This window comes from Pseudomonas sp. S2_B10 (assembly GCF_054668425.1).
Genome location: NZ_CP162768.1, coordinates 3,961,755 through 3,977,987 on the forward strand (window position 1 = coordinate 3,961,755; position 16,233 = coordinate 3,977,987).

The 16,233-nt window shown below is 60.3% G+C and carries 22 protein-coding genes; 12 read left to right on the forward strand and 10 right to left on the reverse strand.

What is annotated here, in order from left to right:
* Window positions 1–33: 33 nt before the first annotated feature.
* The 3 genes from AB4O45_RS17595 to AB4O45_RS17605 are packed head-to-tail and all read left to right on the forward strand — an operon-like array spanning window position 34 to window position 2,010.
* Window positions 34–474, forward strand: a complete 441-nt coding sequence (locus AB4O45_RS17595; protein WP_042608764.1) for a hypothetical protein — start codon at window positions 34–36, stop codon at window positions 472–474.
* Between the two features lies 1 nt (window position 475).
* The gene (locus AB4O45_RS17600) at window positions 476–1,087 is read left to right on the forward strand and encodes a superoxide dismutase (RefSeq protein WP_236169662.1); all 612 of its coding nucleotides are present in this window, start codon (window positions 476–478) and stop codon (window positions 1,085–1,087) included.
* Between the two features lie 29 nt (window positions 1,088–1,116).
* Entirely contained in the window at window positions 1,117–2,010 is an 894-nt protein-coding gene (locus AB4O45_RS17605; protein WP_041477976.1) for a ZIP family metal transporter, read from the forward strand.
* A 34-nt stretch (window positions 2,011–2,044) separates the two neighbouring features.
* Here the strand turns inward: AB4O45_RS17605 and AB4O45_RS17610 are convergent, their stop codons facing one another.
* From AB4O45_RS17610 to AB4O45_RS17655, 10 genes are all read right to left on the reverse strand, one after another.
* On the reverse strand, window positions 2,045–2,320 hold the full coding sequence (locus AB4O45_RS17610; RefSeq protein WP_460160373.1) for an HPr family phosphocarrier protein: 276 nt from the start codon (window positions 2,318–2,320) through the stop codon (window positions 2,045–2,047).
* A gap of 15 nt (window positions 2,321–2,335) precedes the next feature.
* Window positions 2,336–3,193, reverse strand: a complete 858-nt coding sequence (rapZ, locus tag AB4O45_RS17615; protein WP_041477977.1) for an RNase adapter RapZ — start codon at window positions 3,191–3,193, stop codon at window positions 2,336–2,338.
* A 2-nt stretch (window positions 3,194–3,195) separates the two neighbouring features.
* Window positions 3,196–3,660, reverse strand: coding sequence for a PTS IIA-like nitrogen regulatory protein PtsN (gene ptsN / locus AB4O45_RS17620; protein ID WP_041477978.1), 465 nt, complete (start codon window positions 3,658–3,660; stop codon window positions 3,196–3,198).
* Window positions 3,661–3,671: 11 nt separating this feature from the next.
* Window positions 3,672–3,980, reverse strand: a complete 309-nt coding sequence (gene hpf, locus AB4O45_RS17625) for a ribosome hibernation-promoting factor, HPF/YfiA family (protein WP_007912419.1) — start codon at window positions 3,978–3,980, stop codon at window positions 3,672–3,674.
* 73 nt (window positions 3,981–4,053) lie between these two features.
* Window positions 4,054–5,544: an RNA polymerase factor sigma-54 gene (locus AB4O45_RS17630; protein ID WP_041477979.1), complete on the reverse strand. Its 1,491-nt coding sequence runs from the start codon at window positions 5,542–5,544 to the stop codon at window positions 4,054–4,056.
* 166 nt (window positions 5,545–5,710) lie between these two features.
* On the reverse strand, window positions 5,711–6,436 hold the full coding sequence (lptB, locus tag AB4O45_RS17635; RefSeq protein WP_024011621.1) for an LPS export ABC transporter ATP-binding protein: 726 nt from the start codon (window positions 6,434–6,436) through the stop codon (window positions 5,711–5,713).
* Complete coding sequence (gene lptA, locus AB4O45_RS17640) at window positions 6,436–6,981, reverse strand: lipopolysaccharide transport periplasmic protein LptA (protein WP_016771679.1); 546 nt, start codon at window positions 6,979–6,981, stop codon at window positions 6,436–6,438. The genes lptB and lptA overlap by 1 nt, the downstream gene beginning before the upstream one ends.
* On the reverse strand, window positions 6,968–7,540 hold the full coding sequence (lptC, locus tag AB4O45_RS17645) for an LPS export ABC transporter periplasmic protein LptC (protein WP_460160374.1): 573 nt from the start codon (window positions 7,538–7,540) through the stop codon (window positions 6,968–6,970). The genes lptA and lptC overlap by 14 nt, the downstream gene beginning before the upstream one ends.
* A gap of 8 nt (window positions 7,541–7,548) precedes the next feature.
* A complete protein-coding gene (locus AB4O45_RS17650; protein ID WP_016771677.1) occupies window positions 7,549–8,073 on the reverse strand; it encodes a KdsC family phosphatase in 525 nt (174 codons plus the stop codon).
* Complete coding sequence (locus tag AB4O45_RS17655; RefSeq protein WP_024011623.1) at window positions 8,073–9,047, reverse strand: KpsF/GutQ family sugar-phosphate isomerase; 975 nt, start codon at window positions 9,045–9,047, stop codon at window positions 8,073–8,075. Before AB4O45_RS17655 ends, AB4O45_RS17650 begins: the two co-directional genes overlap by 1 nt.
* Before the next feature lie 272 nt (window positions 9,048–9,319).
* On the opposite strand from AB4O45_RS17655, the gene AB4O45_RS17660 reads away from it, so the two are divergent.
* The 9 genes from AB4O45_RS17660 to hisD all read left to right on the forward strand — a co-directional run bounded on the left by AB4O45_RS17660 (window position 9,320) and on the right by hisD (window position 16,231).
* Window positions 9,320–10,129 carry an ATP-binding cassette domain-containing protein gene (locus AB4O45_RS17660; protein ID WP_056782943.1) on the forward strand — a complete coding sequence of 270 codons (810 nt, stop codon included), beginning with the start codon at window positions 9,320–9,322 and terminating at the stop codon, window positions 10,127–10,129.
* Window positions 10,129–10,926, forward strand: a complete 798-nt coding sequence (gene mlaE / locus AB4O45_RS17665; protein WP_016771674.1) for a lipid asymmetry maintenance ABC transporter permease subunit MlaE — start codon at window positions 10,129–10,131, stop codon at window positions 10,924–10,926. The genes AB4O45_RS17660 and mlaE overlap by 1 nt, the downstream gene beginning before the upstream one ends.
* Complete coding sequence (mlaD, locus tag AB4O45_RS17670) at window positions 10,926–11,393, forward strand: outer membrane lipid asymmetry maintenance protein MlaD (RefSeq protein ID WP_016771673.1); 468 nt, start codon at window positions 10,926–10,928, stop codon at window positions 11,391–11,393. Before mlaE ends, mlaD begins: the two co-directional genes overlap by 1 nt.
* A gap of 11 nt (window positions 11,394–11,404) precedes the next feature.
* Window positions 11,405–12,058 (forward strand): MlaC/ttg2D family ABC transporter substrate-binding protein, encoded by a 654-nt coding sequence (locus AB4O45_RS17675; protein WP_056782946.1) that lies wholly within the window; start codon window positions 11,405–11,407, stop codon window positions 12,056–12,058.
* Complete coding sequence (locus tag AB4O45_RS17680; RefSeq protein WP_252868806.1) at window positions 12,055–12,360, forward strand: STAS domain-containing protein; 306 nt, start codon at window positions 12,055–12,057, stop codon at window positions 12,358–12,360. Before AB4O45_RS17675 ends, AB4O45_RS17680 begins: the two co-directional genes overlap by 4 nt.
* A 115-nt stretch (window positions 12,361–12,475) precedes the next feature.
* Window positions 12,476–12,715 (forward strand): BolA family protein, encoded by a 240-nt coding sequence (locus AB4O45_RS17685; RefSeq protein WP_016771670.1) that lies wholly within the window; start codon window positions 12,476–12,478, stop codon window positions 12,713–12,715.
* A gap of 22 nt (window positions 12,716–12,737) precedes the next feature.
* A complete protein-coding gene (gene murA / locus AB4O45_RS17690) occupies window positions 12,738–14,003 on the forward strand; it encodes a UDP-N-acetylglucosamine 1-carboxyvinyltransferase (protein ID WP_252887324.1) in 1,266 nt (421 codons plus the stop codon).
* Window positions 14,004–14,131: 128 nt separating this feature from the next.
* Complete coding sequence (gene hisG, locus AB4O45_RS17695; RefSeq protein WP_016771668.1) at window positions 14,132–14,767, forward strand: ATP phosphoribosyltransferase; 636 nt, start codon at window positions 14,132–14,134, stop codon at window positions 14,765–14,767.
* 126 nt (window positions 14,768–14,893) lie between these two features.
* Window positions 14,894–16,231, forward strand: coding sequence for a histidinol dehydrogenase (hisD, locus tag AB4O45_RS17700; protein WP_431078323.1), 1,338 nt, complete (start codon window positions 14,894–14,896; stop codon window positions 16,229–16,231).
* The last annotated feature ends 2 nt before the right edge of the window (window positions 16,232–16,233 follow it).

The following is a 16,233-nucleotide window of genomic DNA, read 5'->3' on the forward strand; positions in this document are numbered from 1 at the left end:
GTGTAAACCCCGCAACCGCTTTGGAGGCTCATCATGGAGCACTGGAAACGCACGATCGAACGGGCCAATCGCTGCTTCATGCTGGGCGAACTGATCGACGCCCGCGAGGCTTACCTGCAAGCCCTGGCCCTGGCGCAAGTGTTGTTCGAACGCTGGGCGGATGCCGACGAAGCGGTGGCGGCCTGCGTCGTCTCACATCACAACCTGGCTGACCTGCATCTGCGCCTGAACCAACCGGAGGAGAGCGCCGAATATCTCTGTGCCATCCATCAACGTTTGTTGCAGACCATGCAGGACGAGCGCTTGCGTCCGGCCCTGCGTGAGGCGGCGCTGCGCCAGAGCAGCAAGACCTATGTCGAACTGTTGAACTTCATCAGCGAGCACGGCGAATACCCACGCACCCAGCGCCTGCTGCATCCGGACACCGGCAATGCCCGCCGCGCCTCAACTTCTCATCAGTATGGAGTCCATTGAAATGGCTTTTACCTTGCCTGCCTTGCCTTACGCCTACGATGCCCTCGAGCCGCACATCGATGCGCAGACCATGGAAATCCATTACACCAAGCATCACCAGACCTACATCAACAACCTCAACGCCGCCGTGGAAGGCACCGAGTTCGCCGAGTGGCCGGTGGAAAAACTCGTCGCCAGCGTGCAGCAACTGCCGGAAAAACTTCGCGCGGCGGTGATCAATCAGGGCGGCGGCCACGCCAACCATTCGCTGTTCTGGGAAGTGATGGTGCCCAACGGTGGCGGCAAGCCCAGCGGCGCGCTGGCCAAGGCCATCGACGAGCAACTGGGCGGACTCGACAGTTTCAGGGAAGCGTTCACCAAAGCCGCGCTGACCCGTTTTGGCAGCGGCTGGGCGTGGCTGAGCGTGACACCGGAGAAAAAACTGGTCGTGGAAAGCAGCGGCAACCAGGACAGCCCGTTGATGAACGGCAACACCCCGATCCTTGGCCTCGATGTCTGGGAGCACGCTTACTACCTGCGTTACCAGAACCGTCGCCCGGAATACATCAACGCGTTCTACAACGTGATCAACTGGCCGGAAGTTGCTGCGCGCTATCAGGCCGCACTGGTTTAAGCCTTCAATAAAAACAATCAGGGCTGACTATGGGCACGGAAACACTGGCGATTGGCAGTGGGCGCATGTTTCGTTACGCGGTGGGTTCGCTTTTGCTGTTGGCGGGTATGACTTTACTGGTCGCCCACGCTTTGCAATGGCTGAATCTGGAACCGAGGCTGTTACGTGCCTTGCAGGGCGGTGCCATCTGCGCCTTGGGCACGGCGCTTGGCGCGGTGCCGGTGCTGGTGATCCGCCGCATGCCGCAGGCACTCAGCGACACCTTGCTGGGATTTGGTGCCGGGGTGATGCTGGCGGCGACGGCGTTTTCGTTGATCGTGCCGGGCATAGCTGCAGCTGAGAGCCTTGGCCTGACGCCGTGGGCCGCCAGTGGCCTGATCTGCTTCGGCATCCTGCTCGGTGCGTTCGGTCTGTATCTGGTGGATCGGCGCATTTGCGGTGCCTCGCCGGAAATGCTCGTCGGCACGCTGGAGCATCCGGTAATTCCACCGCGAATCTGGCTGTTCGTGTTCGCCATCATCGCGCACAACATTCCGGAAGGCATGGCGGTTGGCGTATCTGCCGGAGGCGGGATGGCGGACGCCGACAGTCTGGCGATGGGCATTGCGTTGCAGGATGTGCCGGAAGGACTGGTGATTGCTCTGGTGCTGGCCGGGGCGGGAATGTCGCGGGTCAGGGCGTTTCTGATCGGCGCGGCGTCGGGGCTGGTCGAACCGATATTTGCGCTGCTGTGTGCGTGGCTCGTGAGTCTGGCTCAGGTGCTGTTGCCGTTGGGGCTGGCACTGGCGGCGGGGGCGATGTTGCTGGTGGTGACCCACGAAGTGATCCCGGAATCGCGCCGTCATGGGCATGACAAGCTGGCGAGTCTGGGCCTTCTGATCGGGTTTTGTCTGATGATGGTGATGGATACGGCGTTGGGGTGAATGGAGGCGAGGAACAGTGTCCCCGCCTCGAGGATTATTCACCTTCGTCGAAATACCTTTCGATCAGATCGACCAATGCGTCCATGGCTTCCTGAGCCTGTTCGCCTTCGGTGCTCAAATGGATCTTGGTGCCTTTGCCCGCCGCGAGCATCATCATTGCCATGATGCTCTTGCCGTCGACAGTCGTTTCAGGTATGCGTCCCACTCGGATCGTGCAGTCTGGATACTGACCCGCCACGCCGACAAATTTGGCCGATGCCCGGGCATGCAGGCCCAGCTTATTGATGATTTCGATTTCACGAGCAGGCATCGCGGTGTGGATCCTTTAGGTGAGGTCGCGGTGGCGAACCTGGACGTTCTTCAGGGTTTTCTGCAGGGCCTGACCCAGTCGTTCGGTCAGGTAGACGGAGCGGTGATGCCCGCCGGTGCAGCCAATGGCAATGGTGACGTAGGCGCGGTTGCTGGCGGCGAAGCGTGGCAGCCACTTGTTCAGGTAGGCGTAGATGTCCTGATACATTTCTTCGACATCCGGCTGCTGCGCCAGGTACTCGGCCACAGGGGCATCGAGGCCGGATTGCGCGCGCAGCTCCGGTTTCCAGTACGGATTGGGCAGGCAGCGCACGTCGAACACGAGGTCGGCGTCGACCGGCATGCCGCGCTTGAAGCCGAACGACTCGACCAGAAACGCCGTACCGGGCTCCGGTTGATTCAACAGGCGCAACTTGATGGTGTCGCGCAGTTGATACAGATTCAGACTGGTGGTGTTGATCTTCAGGTCGGCCAGATCGGCGATCGGACCAAGCAGGGCGGTTTCGTCGTGAATCGCCTCGGCCAGTGAGCGATTGGCGTTGCTCAGGGGGTGACGACGACGGGTCTCGGAAAAACGCTTGAGCAGGGTTTCTTCATCGGCGTCCAGGTACAGCACATCGCACTTGATATGCTTGGCACGCACGTCTTCGAGCAACTCAGGGAAACGTGACAGATGGCTGGGCAGGTTGCGCGCATCGATCGACACGGCGACCAGCGGCTGCGCCAGTTCTGTGTGAATCAGCGCTCGCTCGGCCAGTTCCGGCAGCAAACCGGCCGGCAGATTGTCGATGCAGTAGTAGCCGTTGTCCTCAAGGACATTCAGGGCGGTACTTTTACCCGAGCCCGAACGGCCACTGACAATGATCAAACGCATGATTAGTGCCCGTTCTGCTCGTCCAGTACGACCTGGTACAAGGCTTCATTGCTCGGAGCGCTGCGTAGCTTGTCGCGCACTTCCTTGCGGTCGAGCATGCTGGCGATCTGGCGCAACAACTCCAGATGCGCGTCGGTTGCGGCTTCCGGGACCAGCAATACGAACAACAGGTCCACCGGAGCGCCGTCGATGGCGTCGAAATCGATCGGGGCTTCGAGGTGCAGCAGGGCGCTCACTGGCCCCGCGCAGCCCTTGAGGCGGCAGTGGGGAATGGCGATGCCGTTGCCAAAACCGGTGGAGCCGAGTTTTTCACGGGCGATCAGCGCCTCGAAGACATCCTGCATCGCCAGATCCGGCACTTCGCGGTGGATCAGGTTGGCAATCTGTTCGAGGGCTTTTTTCTTGCTGCCGCCCGGCGCGTTCACTTGGGAACGGCCGGGGGTCAGGATGGTTTCAAGTCGGATCATGGATAGGGGTGTTAACGACCGGTCGCGCCCTGGAGGAGGCTCTGGGTCTTTTCCTTATGCTTTTTGAGTTGGCGATCCAGCTTGTCGGTAAGTGAGTCGATCGCAGCGTACATGTCGGTATCTTCTGCGTTTGCGACCACTTCACTGCCGGGAATATGCAAGGTGGCTTCGATCTTCTGTTTCAGCTTTTCGACGCACATCGTGACCTGCACGTTGGTGATCTTGTCGAAATGTCGCTCCAGTCGCTGGAGTTTTTCCTCGATGTAGGAACGCAGAGGTTGGGTCACTTCCAGTTGGTGTCCACTGATGTTGACTTGCATACAGCTTCTCCTTCGTTGCCAGTGCATAAAGCGGCAGGCCGAAAAGCCTGCCACTGGAACGCTGTAACGTGGCTTACATCAACCGCTTGCGTTCGCTCGAAGGCGCGATTCCGAGGGATTCGCGGTACTTGGCGACGGTGCGGCGAGCCACCTGAATGCCTTGTGCCTCCAGTAAACCAGCGATCTTGCTGTCACTCAACGGCTTTTTCTGATTTTCCGCAGCGACCAGTTTCTTGATGATCGCGCGGATCGCCGTGGACGAGCATTCGCCGCCTTCGGAGGTGCTGACGTGGCTGGAGAAAAAGTATTTCAGCTCATAAATACCGCGCGGGGTATGCATGAATTTTTGTGTGGTCACCCGGGAAATCGTCGATTCGTGCATGCCGACCGCTTCGGCGATGTCATGCAATACCAACGGCTTCATTGCTTCGTCGCCGTATTCGAGGAAGCCGCGCTGATGTTCGACGATCTGCGTGGCCACTTTCATCAGGGTTTCGTTGCGGCTCTGCAGGCTCTTGATGAACCAGCGGGCCTCCTGCAACTGGTTGCGCATGAAAGTGTTGTCGGCGCTGGTGTCGGCACGCTTCACGAAACCGGCGTACTGGGCGTTGACGCGCAGGCGAGGCACCGATTCCTGGTTCAGCTCGACCAGCCAGCGCTCGTTGTCCTTGCGCACGATCACGTCGGGAATGACGTATTCGGCTTCGGTCGACTCGATCTGTGAGCCGGGACGCGGATTGAGGCTCTGCACCAGTTCGATGACCTGGCGCAGCTCGTCTTCCTTGAGCTTCATGCGCCGCATCAACTGGCTGTAATCGCGGCTGCCGAGCAGGTCGATGTAATCGGCGACAAGCCGCTTGGCCTCGGTCAGCCACGGCGTCTTCGCGGGCAGCTGGCGCAATTGCAGCAGCAGGCATTCGCTGAGGTTGCGGGCGCCGATACCAGCGGGCTCGAATTGCTGGATGCGATGCAGGACGGCTTCGATTTCGTCGAGCTCGATGTCCAGTTCCGGATCGAACGCTTCAAGAATTTCTTCGAGTGTTTCGTCCAGATAGCCCTGATTGTTGATGCAGTCGATCAGGGTGACAGCGATCAGGCGATCGGTGTCGGACATCGGCGCCAGGTTCAGTTGCCAGAGCAGATGGCTTTGCAGGCTCTCGCCGGCGGACGTGCGGGTGGTGAAATCCCACTCATCGTCATCGCTGCTGGGCAGGCTGCTGGCGCTGGTCTGGTAAACGTCTTCCCAGGCAGTATCCACTGGCAGTTCGTTGGGGATGCGCTCGTTCCAATCGCCATCCTCGAGGTTATCCACCGTCGGGGCGGTTTCCTGGTAGGAGGGTTCCTGGATTTCGGCGGGCTTCTGTTCGGCGTTGTCGGCCAGCGGATCGGCATTGTCGAAGTCGTCGCCTTCTTCCTGGCGCTCGAGCATCGGATTGGATTCCAGAGCCTCCTGGATCTCCTGTTGCAGGTCCAGGGTCGACAATTGGAGCAGGCGGATGGCCTGTTGCAGCTGCGGTGTCATCGTCAGCTGCTGGCCCATTCTCAAGACTAGCGATGGTTTCATGGCAGGGGCTTAACACCTTATTCGCCGGCGCTTTGCGCCATCCACTACAGGGCACCGAAGCGCCAAACTTAAGCAAATTATATGCCTGAAACTGAAGTGTTTGCCTAGAGCGCTGTAACAATTAAAGCGGATAAATGCGCCTTGAATCGATACAGCGCTGTCGCGCTTACAGGCGGAACTCGTGACCCAGATACACTTCCTTGACCAGATCGTTGGCCAGGATGGTCTCGGCATCGCCTTCAGCGATCAGTTGACCGTCGTTGACGATGTAAGCGGTTTCGCAAATATCCAGCGTCTCACGCACGTTGTGGTCGGTGATCAGCACGCCGATGCCCTTGGCCTTGAGGTGATGGATGATCTGCTTGATGTCGCCGACCGAGATCGGGTCGACACCGGCGAACGGTTCGTCGAGCAGGATGAACTTGGGTGCAGTGGCCAGGGCGCGAGCGATTTCCACCCGGCGACGCTCACCGCCGGACAGGCTCATGCCGAGGTTGTCGCGGATGTGGCTGATGTGGAATTCCTGCAGCAGGCTTTCCAGCTCCTTGCGACGACCGGCCTTGTCCAGCTCCGGGCGGGTCTCGAGGATCGCCATGATGTTGTCGGCGACCGACAGTTTACGGAAGATCGACGCTTCTTGCGGCAGATAGCCGATACCGGCCTTGGCGCGGCCGTGCATCGGCTGGTGGCTGACGTCCAGATCATCGATCAGCACACGGCCCTGATCTGCCTGCACCAGGCCAACGATCATGTAGAAGCACGTAGTCTTGCCGGCGCCGTTCGGACCGAGCAAGCCGACGATCTGCCCGCTGTCGATCGACAGGCTGACGTCACGCACGACCTGGCGGCTTTTATAGGCCTTGGCCAGATGCTGAGCTTTCAGAGTTGCCATTACTGGGATTTCTCTTCGGTTTTCTTCTTCGGCTGGATCACCATGTCGATGCGCGGACGCGATTCGGTGACCTTGCTGCCCGTGGCGCGACCGGCGCTGGCCAGCTTCTTCACGGTGTCGTAGACGATTTTTTCGCCCTGGGTGACGTTGTTATCCTTGTCGATAACCTTGGCCTTGTCGATCAGCACCACCCGGTTCTGCTGGGCGTGGTATTGAATCGTCACGCCGTAGCCCTTGACCGGGTTGGCGTCGCCCTGGGTCTGCAACTGCTCGAAGTAAGCCAGGTTGCCTACCGAGGTCACCACGTCGATGTCGCCATTGGGCGCGCGCGTCATGGTCACGGTGTTGCCTTTAACGATCATCGAGCCTTGGGTAATGATCACGTCACCTTTATAGGTGGCGATGCCATTCTTGTCGTCCAGTTGGGCGTCGTCGGCCTGAATGCGGATAGGCTGCTGCTGATCGTTCGGCAGGGACCAGGCGCTCGCGCTTCCCAGTGCTGCGCCCAGACTGAGCAAAATAGGGAGGGTTTTAACGAGCCTCATACTGTCCTCTTACGTTCGATTGCAGGTGTATCCTGCTGTCCTTCAGGTACGCTTTCATTCCGACGCCAGTCGATACGCCGCCAGCGCCCTCGATTCTAACGGGTTGCGCGGTCTGCGCATATTCTTGCTGCGGGAACACGGTCATGCGGGTGCTGGTGATCAGGGTGCCGCGCTGTTTCTCGTCGGTGCGCTGTACGCGGACCGAATCGATCAATTCCACTTCGGTGCCGCCCGAATTCACTTCGCCGCGCTCGCTGGTCACGTGCCACGGGAAGTTGGTGCCGCGGTACATGTTCAAATCAGGCTTGGTTACCAGAGTGACATCAGTGGCCTTGACGTGCTCGGCCTTGTCGGAGGTCATCTCATACTGCACCTTGCCGTCGGGCAGGTATTGAATGGTATGCGTGTTGGTCGCGTACCAGTCGATCGGATTCTCGGCGGCCGAGACTGGCGGCTTGTCGAGGAAGCGCTCCGGGCTGATGTTCCAGTAGCCCACCGCAGCGAAAATCGCCGCGATGCAGCCGAACAGCAGGAAATTGCGAAACTTTTTGCTAAACATGGTCAGGCTCACAGGTACGCGGCGTTGGCCGCTTCGAGGCGGCCCTGGGCGCGCAGGATCAATTCGCAGAATTCGCGGGCGGCACCTTCGCCGCCACGGGCGCGGGTAACGCCGTGGGCGTGTTCGCGGACGAAATCGGCAGCGTTGGCCACCGCCATGCCCAGCCCTACACGGCGGATCACCGGCAAGTCTGGCAGATCGTCACCGAGATAGGCGACTTCTTCATAGCTTAGGCCCAGTTGCGCGAGCAGACCGTCGAGTACCACCAGTTTGTCCTCGCGCCCCTGAAACAGATGCGGGATGCCGAGGTTTTTCGCGCGGCGCTCGACCACCGGGGTCTTGCGACCACTGATGATCGCCGTCTGCACGCCGGCATTCATCAGCATCTTGATGCCCTGGCCGTCGAGGGTGTTGAAGGTCTTGAACTCGCTGCCGTCTTCGAGGAAGTACAGGCGCCCGTCGGTGAGCACACCGTCGACGTCGAACACTGCCAGTTTGATCGCTTTGCCGCGTTGCAGCAGATCGTTGCTCATTACATGACTCCTGCGCGCAGCAGATCGGAGAGGTTGAAGGCGCCGATCGGGCGATCCTCCTCGTCGACGACTACCAGGGCGTTGATTCGATGGTCTTCCATGATTTTCAGGGCTTCGGCGGCGAGCATGTCGGGCCGGGCGGTCTTGCCGTGTGCAGTCATCACCTGGTCGATGGTGGCGCTGCGGATGTCGATGGCGCGATCCAGCGTGCGGCGCAAATCACCGTCGGTGAAGATCCCGGCGAGCTTGCCATCGGCCTCAATAATTGCGGTCATGCCCAGACCCTTGCGGGTCATTTCCATCAGCGCGTCCTTGAGCAGGGTGCCGCGTTGTACCTGCGGCAGCTCCTGTCCGGCGTGCATGACGTTTTCGACTTTCAGCAGCAGGCGACGGCCAAGGGCACCGCCCGGATGCGAGAACGCGAAATCTTCAGCGGTGAAACCACGAGCTTCCAGCAGCGCCACGGCCAGGGCATCGCCCATGACCAGTGCGGCCGTGGTCGAAGAGGTCGGTGCCAGATTCAGCGGGCAGGCTTCGTGCTCGACATGCACATTGAGATTGACCTCGGCAGCCTTCGCCAATGGCGACTGTGGATTGCCGGTGACGCTGATCAGCTGGATACCCAGGCGTTTGATCAATGGCAGCAGCGTTACGATTTCGTTGGTCGAGCCGGAGTTCGACAGGGCCAGAATCACATCGTCGCGGGTGATCATGCCCATGTCGCCGTGGCTGGCTTCGGCCGGATGCACAAAAAACGCCGGAGTGCCGGTGCTGGCCAGGGTGGCGGCGATCTTGTTGCCGATGTGCCCGGATTTGCCCATGCCGACTACGACCACACGGCCCTTGCTGGCCAGAATCATCTCGCAAGCGCGTACGAAATCGGCGTCGATATGGGCCATCAAGCCTTGGACGGCTTCCACTTCGAGGCGGATGGTGCGTTGTGCCGATTGAATCAGGTCGCGGGTTTTGCTCATGTCAGAATCGTATGGGCCGATGAAAAGGCGGCGATTATAGCGGTTATGTGGCAAAGCCTCACGCAAGTTCGACGTGCTTTGTCATTACTGGTTACCAAAACCCTCTGAAACTCGCTCAGGCCCTCTTCAGTCGGCGATCTTGGCCGGGTTCTCGCTTGGGCGCTCAGCCTTTGCAGTGATATAGTTCGCCGCCAGTTCGGCCTGCCCGGGATGCAGGTGTTTCCGAGGAAAGTCTGGCATCCCAGTGAGAGGCTGCATCGCAAGGAGTTTAGATGAGTGCCGATAACGCCTACGCGGTCGAGCTGAAGGGAGTCTCCTTCAAGCGCGGTGCGCGGAGCATTTTCAATAACGTCGATATCCGCATCCCGCGCGGCAAGGTCACCGGCATCATGGGGCCTTCCGGCTGCGGCAAGACCACGCTGCTGCGCCTGATGGGCGCGCAGTTGCGGCCGTCCGGCGGCGAAGTCTGGGTCAACGGGCAGAATCTGCCGACGCTGTCGCGCAGTGATCTGTTCGATGCGCGCAAGCACATGGGCGTGCTGTTTCAGAGCGGTGCGCTGTTCACCGACCTCGATGTGTTCGAGAACGTGGCCTTTCCGCTGCGGGTGCACACGCAACTGCCGGAAGACATGATTCGCGACATCGTCCTGCTGAAATTGCAGGCCGTGGGGCTGCGTGGCGCCATCGACCTGATGCCGGACGAACTGTCCGGCGGCATGAAGCGCCGCGTGGCGCTGGCCCGGGCGATTGCCCTCGATCCGCAGATTCTCATGTACGACGAGCCCTTCGTGGGCCAGGACCCGATCGCCATGGGCGTGCTGGTGCGCCTGATCCGCCTGCTCAACGATGCACTGGGAATCACCAGCATCGTGGTCTCGCACGACCTGGCGGAAACCGCGAGCATTGCCGACTACATCTATGTCGTGGGCGATGGTCAGGTGCTGGGGCAGGGCACGCCGGATGAGCTGATGAATTCGGATGACCCGCGTATCCGCCAGTTCATGACCGGTGATCCCGATGGCCCGGTGCCGTATCACTTTCCAGCGACGGATTACCGCGCAGATCTTCTGGGGAAGCGTTGATGCGCAGAATTTCATTGATGGAACGCGTGCGTCGGTTCGGCGAATCGGCGATCGACGCGGTCGCGGTGTTTGGTCGGGCGACCCTGTTCCTGTTTCACGCCCTGCTGGGCCGTGGCGGTATCAGCGGTGGTTTTGGCCTGTTGGTCAAGCAGCTGCATTCGGTCGGCGTCATGTCGCTGGTGATCATCGTGGTCTCCGGCATTTTCATCGGCATGGTCCTGGCGCTGCAGGGCTTCAGCATTCTTTCCAGCTATGGTTCAGAGCAGGCTGTAGGGCAGATGGTCGCCCTGACGCTGCTGCGTGAACTGGGGCCGGTGGTCACGGCGTTGCTGTTTGCCGGGCGGGCCGGTTCGGCGTTGACCGCCGAAATCGGCAACATGAAATCCACCGAGCAGCTGTCCAGCCTGGAAATGATCGGTGTCGATCCGCTCAAGTACATCATTGCCCCGCGCCTGTGGGCCGGCTTCATTTCCCTGCCGGTGCTGGCGATGATTTTCAGCGTCGTCGGCATCTGGGGCGGTTCGTGGGTGGCGGTCGACTGGCTGGGCGTCTACGAAGGCTCGTACTGGGCGAACATGCAGAACAGCGTGAACTTCACCAGTGATGTGCTAAATGGCGTGATCAAGAGTGTCGTTTTCGCCTTTGTCGTGACCTGGATCGCCGTATTCCAAGGCTATGACTGTGAACCCACTTCCGAGGGAATCAGTCGTGCCACCACCAAGACCGTGGTGTTTGCCTCGCTGGCAGTGCTCGGCCTGGACTTTATTCTGACCGCTTTGATGTTTGGAGATTTCTGATGCAAAACCGCACCCTGGAAATCGGTGTCGGCCTGTTCCTGCTGGCAGGGATCCTGGCTTTGCTGCTGCTCGCCTTGCGCGTCAGCGGCCTGTCTCCGACTTCGTCCACCGACACTTACAAGTTGTATGCGTATTTCGACAATATCGCCGGTCTGACGGTCAGAGCCAAAGTGACCATGGCCGGGGTGACCATCGGCAAGGTCACCGCAATCGATCTGGATCGCGACAGCTTCACCGGTCGGGTCACGCTGCAAGTGGATAAAAAGGTCGACAACCTGCCGGTCGATTCGACTGCATCTATCCTCACCGCGGGTCTGCTGGGCGAGAAATACATCGGTATCAGCGTCGGCGGTGAAGACACCCAGTTGAAAGACGGTGGAACCATCCACGACACGCAGTCGTCACTGGTACTGGAAGACCTGATCGGTAAATTCCTGCTCAATACCGTTAGCAAAGACGCCAAATGAGGAGCTTTTGAATGATCTCTATCTTGCGACGTGGCCTGTTGGTGTTGCTCGCGGCCCTGCCGTTGATGGCTAACGCTGCACCGGGGCAATCGGCTCATGACCTGATTCAGGACACCACGAACCGGATGCTTGCCGACTTGCAGGCAAACAAAGAGAAGTACAAGCAGGATCCGCAGGATTTCTATGCGGCGCTCAACAACATTGTGGGGCCAGTGGTGGATGCCGAGGGCATCTCCAAAAGCATCATGACCGTGAAGTATTCGCGCAAGGCCACGCCTGAGCAGATGCAGCGCTTTCAGGAAAACTTCAAGCGCGGTCTGTTCCAGTTCTATGGCAACGCTCTGCTGGAATACAACAACCAGGGCATCACGGTTGATCCGGCCAAAGACGAATCGGGCGACCGCACCAGCGTCAACATGACCGTCAAGGGCAGCAATGGCGCGATCTATCCGGTGCAGTACACGCTTGAGAAGATCAGCGGCGAGTGGAAGCTGCGCAACGTGATCATCAACGGCATCAACATCGGCAAGCTGTTCCGTGACCAGTTCGCCGACGCCATGCAACGCAATGGCAACGATCTGGACAAGACCATCGATGGCTGGGCCGGTGAAGTGGCCAAGGCCAAGCAGGAAACCGACAAAGCCGCCGCGAAGCCAGCGCAATGAGTGAGGCGGCAGTTCGCATGAGTGATGTCGACGAGCTGGTGCTCAGCGGCGTGCTGGATTACCGCACCGGGCCTGAGCTGCGCAAGGAAGGGCAGGCGCTGATCAAGTCGAGCAAGGCGTCGGCGCTGGTCATCGATTGTTCGGCGGTGCAGAAGTCCAGCAGCGTCGGCCTGTCGTTGCTGCTGTGCTTCACGCGCGATGCCCAGGCGGCCGGCAAGGCCGTCAGCATCCGTGCGATGCCTGAAGACATGCGCGAAATCGCTCAGGTCAGTGAACTGACCGAGCTGTTGGCGCAACCCTGAACCATCATCTATAAAGAAGCCCCCCGTCAGAGTCCTGCGTTGCGGGGTTCGCAGGCGCGGGGCTTTTTTGTATGATGTCCGACCCGTGCGCACAGGGCGCCGATTGAGGTTGAGCATGCAGGCCGTAGAAGTGAAGAGCTTCCTTGAAGGAAAGCTGCCAGGAACGCTGGTAGAAGTTGAGGGCGAAGGCTGCAACTTCCAGCTGAACGTGATTAGCGATGAACTGGCGGCGTTGAGCCCGGTGAAGCGTCAGCAGCAGGTCTATGCCCATTTGAACCCATGGATCACCGATGGCAGCATCCATGCGGTCACTATGAAATTTTTCAGCCGCGCGGCCTGGGCCGAGCGCACCTGAGCCCTAGGGCGTCGAGATACTAATGGATAAATTGATTATTACCGGTGGCGCTCGTCTTGATGGCGAGATCCGCATTTCCGGCGCGAAGAACTCCGCCCTGCCGATTCTGGCCGCGACCTTGCTGTGCGATGGCCCGGTCACCGTTGGCAACCTGCCGCACCTGCACGACATCACCACCATGATCGAGCTGTTCGGGCGCATGGGCATTGAGCCGGTAATCGACGAGAAGCTCAGCGTCGAAATCGACCCGCGCACCATCAAGACCCTGATCGCGCCGTACGAACTGGTGAAAACCATGCGTGCGTCGATCCTTGTGCTCGGCCCGATGGTCGCGCGTTTCGGTGAAGCCGAAGTCGCACTGCCTGGCGGTTGCGCCATCGGTTCGCGTCCGGTCGACCTGCACATCCGCGGTCTGGAAGCCATGGGCGCGGTCATCGACGTCGAAGGCGGCTACATCAAGGCCAAGGCACCTCAAGGTGGCTTGCGCGGCGCGCACTTCTTCTTCGACACCGTCAGCGTGACCGGTACCGAGAACATCATGATGGCCGCTGCACTGGCCAAAGGCCGCAGCGTGTTGCAGAACGCCGCGCGCGAACCTGAAGTGGTCGACCTGGCGAACTTCCTCAATGCCATGGGCGCCAAGGTTTCCGGCGCCGGCACAGACACCATCACCATCGATGGCGTCGAGCGTCTGGGTTCGGCTTTCTACAAAGTCATGCCTGACCGGATCGAAACCGGCACCTATCTGGTCGCTGCTGCCGTGACCGGTGGCCGCGTCAAGGTCAAGGACACCGATCCGACCATTCTCGAAGCGGTACTGGAAAAGCTGCGTGAAGCCGGTGCGGAAATCACCTGCGGTGAAGACTGGATCGAGCTGAACATGCACGGCAAGCGCCCGAAGGCGGTCAACGTGCGCACCGCGCCGTACCCGGCGTTCCCGACCGACATGCAGGCCCAGTTCATCTCGCTCAACGCCATTGCCGAAGGTACTGGTGCGGTGATCGAGACAATCTTCGAAAACCGTTTCATGCACGTGTACGAGCTGCACCGCATGGGCGCGCATATCCAGGTTGAAGGCAACACTGCCATCGTCACCGGTATCGAGAAGCTCAAGGGCGCGCCAGTCATGGCCACCGACCTGCGCGCATCGGCCAGTCTGGTGATCTCGGCGCTGGTTGCCGAAGGCGACACGCTGATCGACCGCATCTACCACATAGACCGTGGTTACGAGTGCATCGAAGAAAAACTGCAAATGCTGGGTGCCAAGATCCGTCGCGTTCCGGGCTGATCGCTGCATCGGGACACAGGGACGTGTCCACTGAATTCGTTTCGAGTCGAGGGTGTACGCACCCTCGATGTGTGTCCGGCGCCGATTGCGACCGGGCATGAGTACCTTGATAAGGACTGACGTTTCCCATGTTGACCATCGCACTGTCCAAGGGCCGCATCCTTGACGACACTCTGCCGCTTCTCGCTGAAGCGGGCATCGTGCCGACCGAGAATCCGGACAAGAGCCGCAAGCTGATCATTCCCACGACCCAGGACGACGTGCGTCTGCTGATCGTGCGTGCCACCGACGTGCCGACCTATGTCGAGCATGGCGCGGCCGACCTCGGCGTCGCCGGTAAGGACGTGCTGATGGAATACAGCGGCCAGGGCCTGTACGAGCCGCTGGACCTGCAGATCGCCCAGTGCAAGCTGATGACCGCCGGCAAGATCGGCGCGGCCGAGCCCAAGGGCCGTCTGCGCGTGGCGACCAAGTTCGTCAACGTTGCCAAGCGTTATTACGCCGAGCAGGGCCGTCAGGTCGACATCATCAAGCTGTACGGCTCGATGGAACTGGCGCCGCTGATCGGGCTGGCCGACAAGATCATCGACGTGGTCGACACCGGCAACACCCTGCGCGCCAACGGCCTGGAGCCACAGGAACTGATCGCCACGATCAGCTCGCGTCTGGTGGTCAACAAGGCTTCAATGAAAATGCAGCACGCCCGAATCCAGGCGTTGATCGACACCCTGCGCAACGCAGTGGAATCGCGACACCGCGGCTGATCTACCAGCGCGGCCCGAGGCCGCGCCGTCTATCCGCCTCATAGCCAGAATTCTCAGGTGCCCAAGCGGATCGAATGCTAGTTTCGGGCGCCTGAGTTTTTTGCCAATTCCTATGAGGCTCTCGCTATGACCGCACCGACTGCAATTCGCCGACTCAACGCTGCTGACCTGGATTTCGCGCATCATCTGGATCATCTGCTGAGCTGGGAAAGTGTGTCTGACGACTCGGTCAATCAGCGCGTGCTCGACATCATCAAGGCTGTGCGCGAGCGAGGTGACGCGGCGCTGGTCGAGTTCACCCAGAAGTTCGACGGTCTTGAAGTCGCCTCGATGGCTGACCTGATCCTGCCGCGCGAGCGTCTCGAACTGGCCCTGACCCGCATCACTGTGCCGCAACGCGAGGCCTTGGAAAAAGCCGCCGCCCGCGTGCGCAGCTATCACGAAAAACAGAAGCAGGATTCCTGGAGCTACACCGAGGCTGACGGCACGGTGCTCGGCCAGAAAGTCACGCCGCTGGATCGTGCCGGCCTGTACGTGCCTGGTGGCAAGGCCTCTTATCCGTCGTCGGTATTGATGAACGCGATTCCGGCCAAGGTCGCTGGCGTGACCGAAGTGGTCATGGTCGTGCCGACCCCGCGCGGTGAAATCAACGAGCTGGTGCTGGCCGCTGCCTGCATCGCCGGTGTCGACCGCGTGTTCACCATCGGCGGCGCGCAAGCGGTTGCCGCACTGGCGTACGGCACCGAAAGCGTGCCGCGTGTCGACAAGGTTGTCGGCCCGGGCAATATCTATGTCGCCACCGCCAAGCGCCATGTGTTCGGCCAGGTCGGCATCGACATGATTGCCGGCCCTTCGGAAATTCTTGTGGTCTGCGACGGCCAGACCGATCCGGACTGGATCGCCATGGACCTGTTCTCCCAGGCCGAGCACGACGAAGACGCGCAAGCGATTCTGGTCAGCCCGGACGCCGAGTTCCTCGACAAGGTAGCCGCAAGCATCGACAAACTGCTGCCGACCATGGACCGCGCGACCATCATCGAAACTTCGATCAATGGCCGTGGTGCGCTGATCCAGGTCAGTGACATGGCCCAGGCCATCGAAGTCGCCAATCGTATCGCCCCGGAACACCTGGAGTTGTCGGTCGCCGATCCACAAGCCTGGTTGCCGCAGATTCGTCACGCCGGTGCGATCTTCATGGGCCGCCACACTTCCGAAGCGTTGGGCGATTACTGCGCCGGTCCGAACCACGTGTTGCCGACTTCCGGCACCGCGCGGTTCTCCTCGCCGCTGGGTGTCTACGACTTCCAGAAGCGCTCGTCGATCATCTTCTGCTCCGAGGCCGGCGCTTCCGAGCTGGGCAAAACTGCATCGGTACTCGCCCGTGGTGAATCGCTGAGCGCCCACGCGCGCAGCGCCGAATACCGCATCAAAGACCAAGACTTTCTGAAAGGGCAGGGGAACTGAGC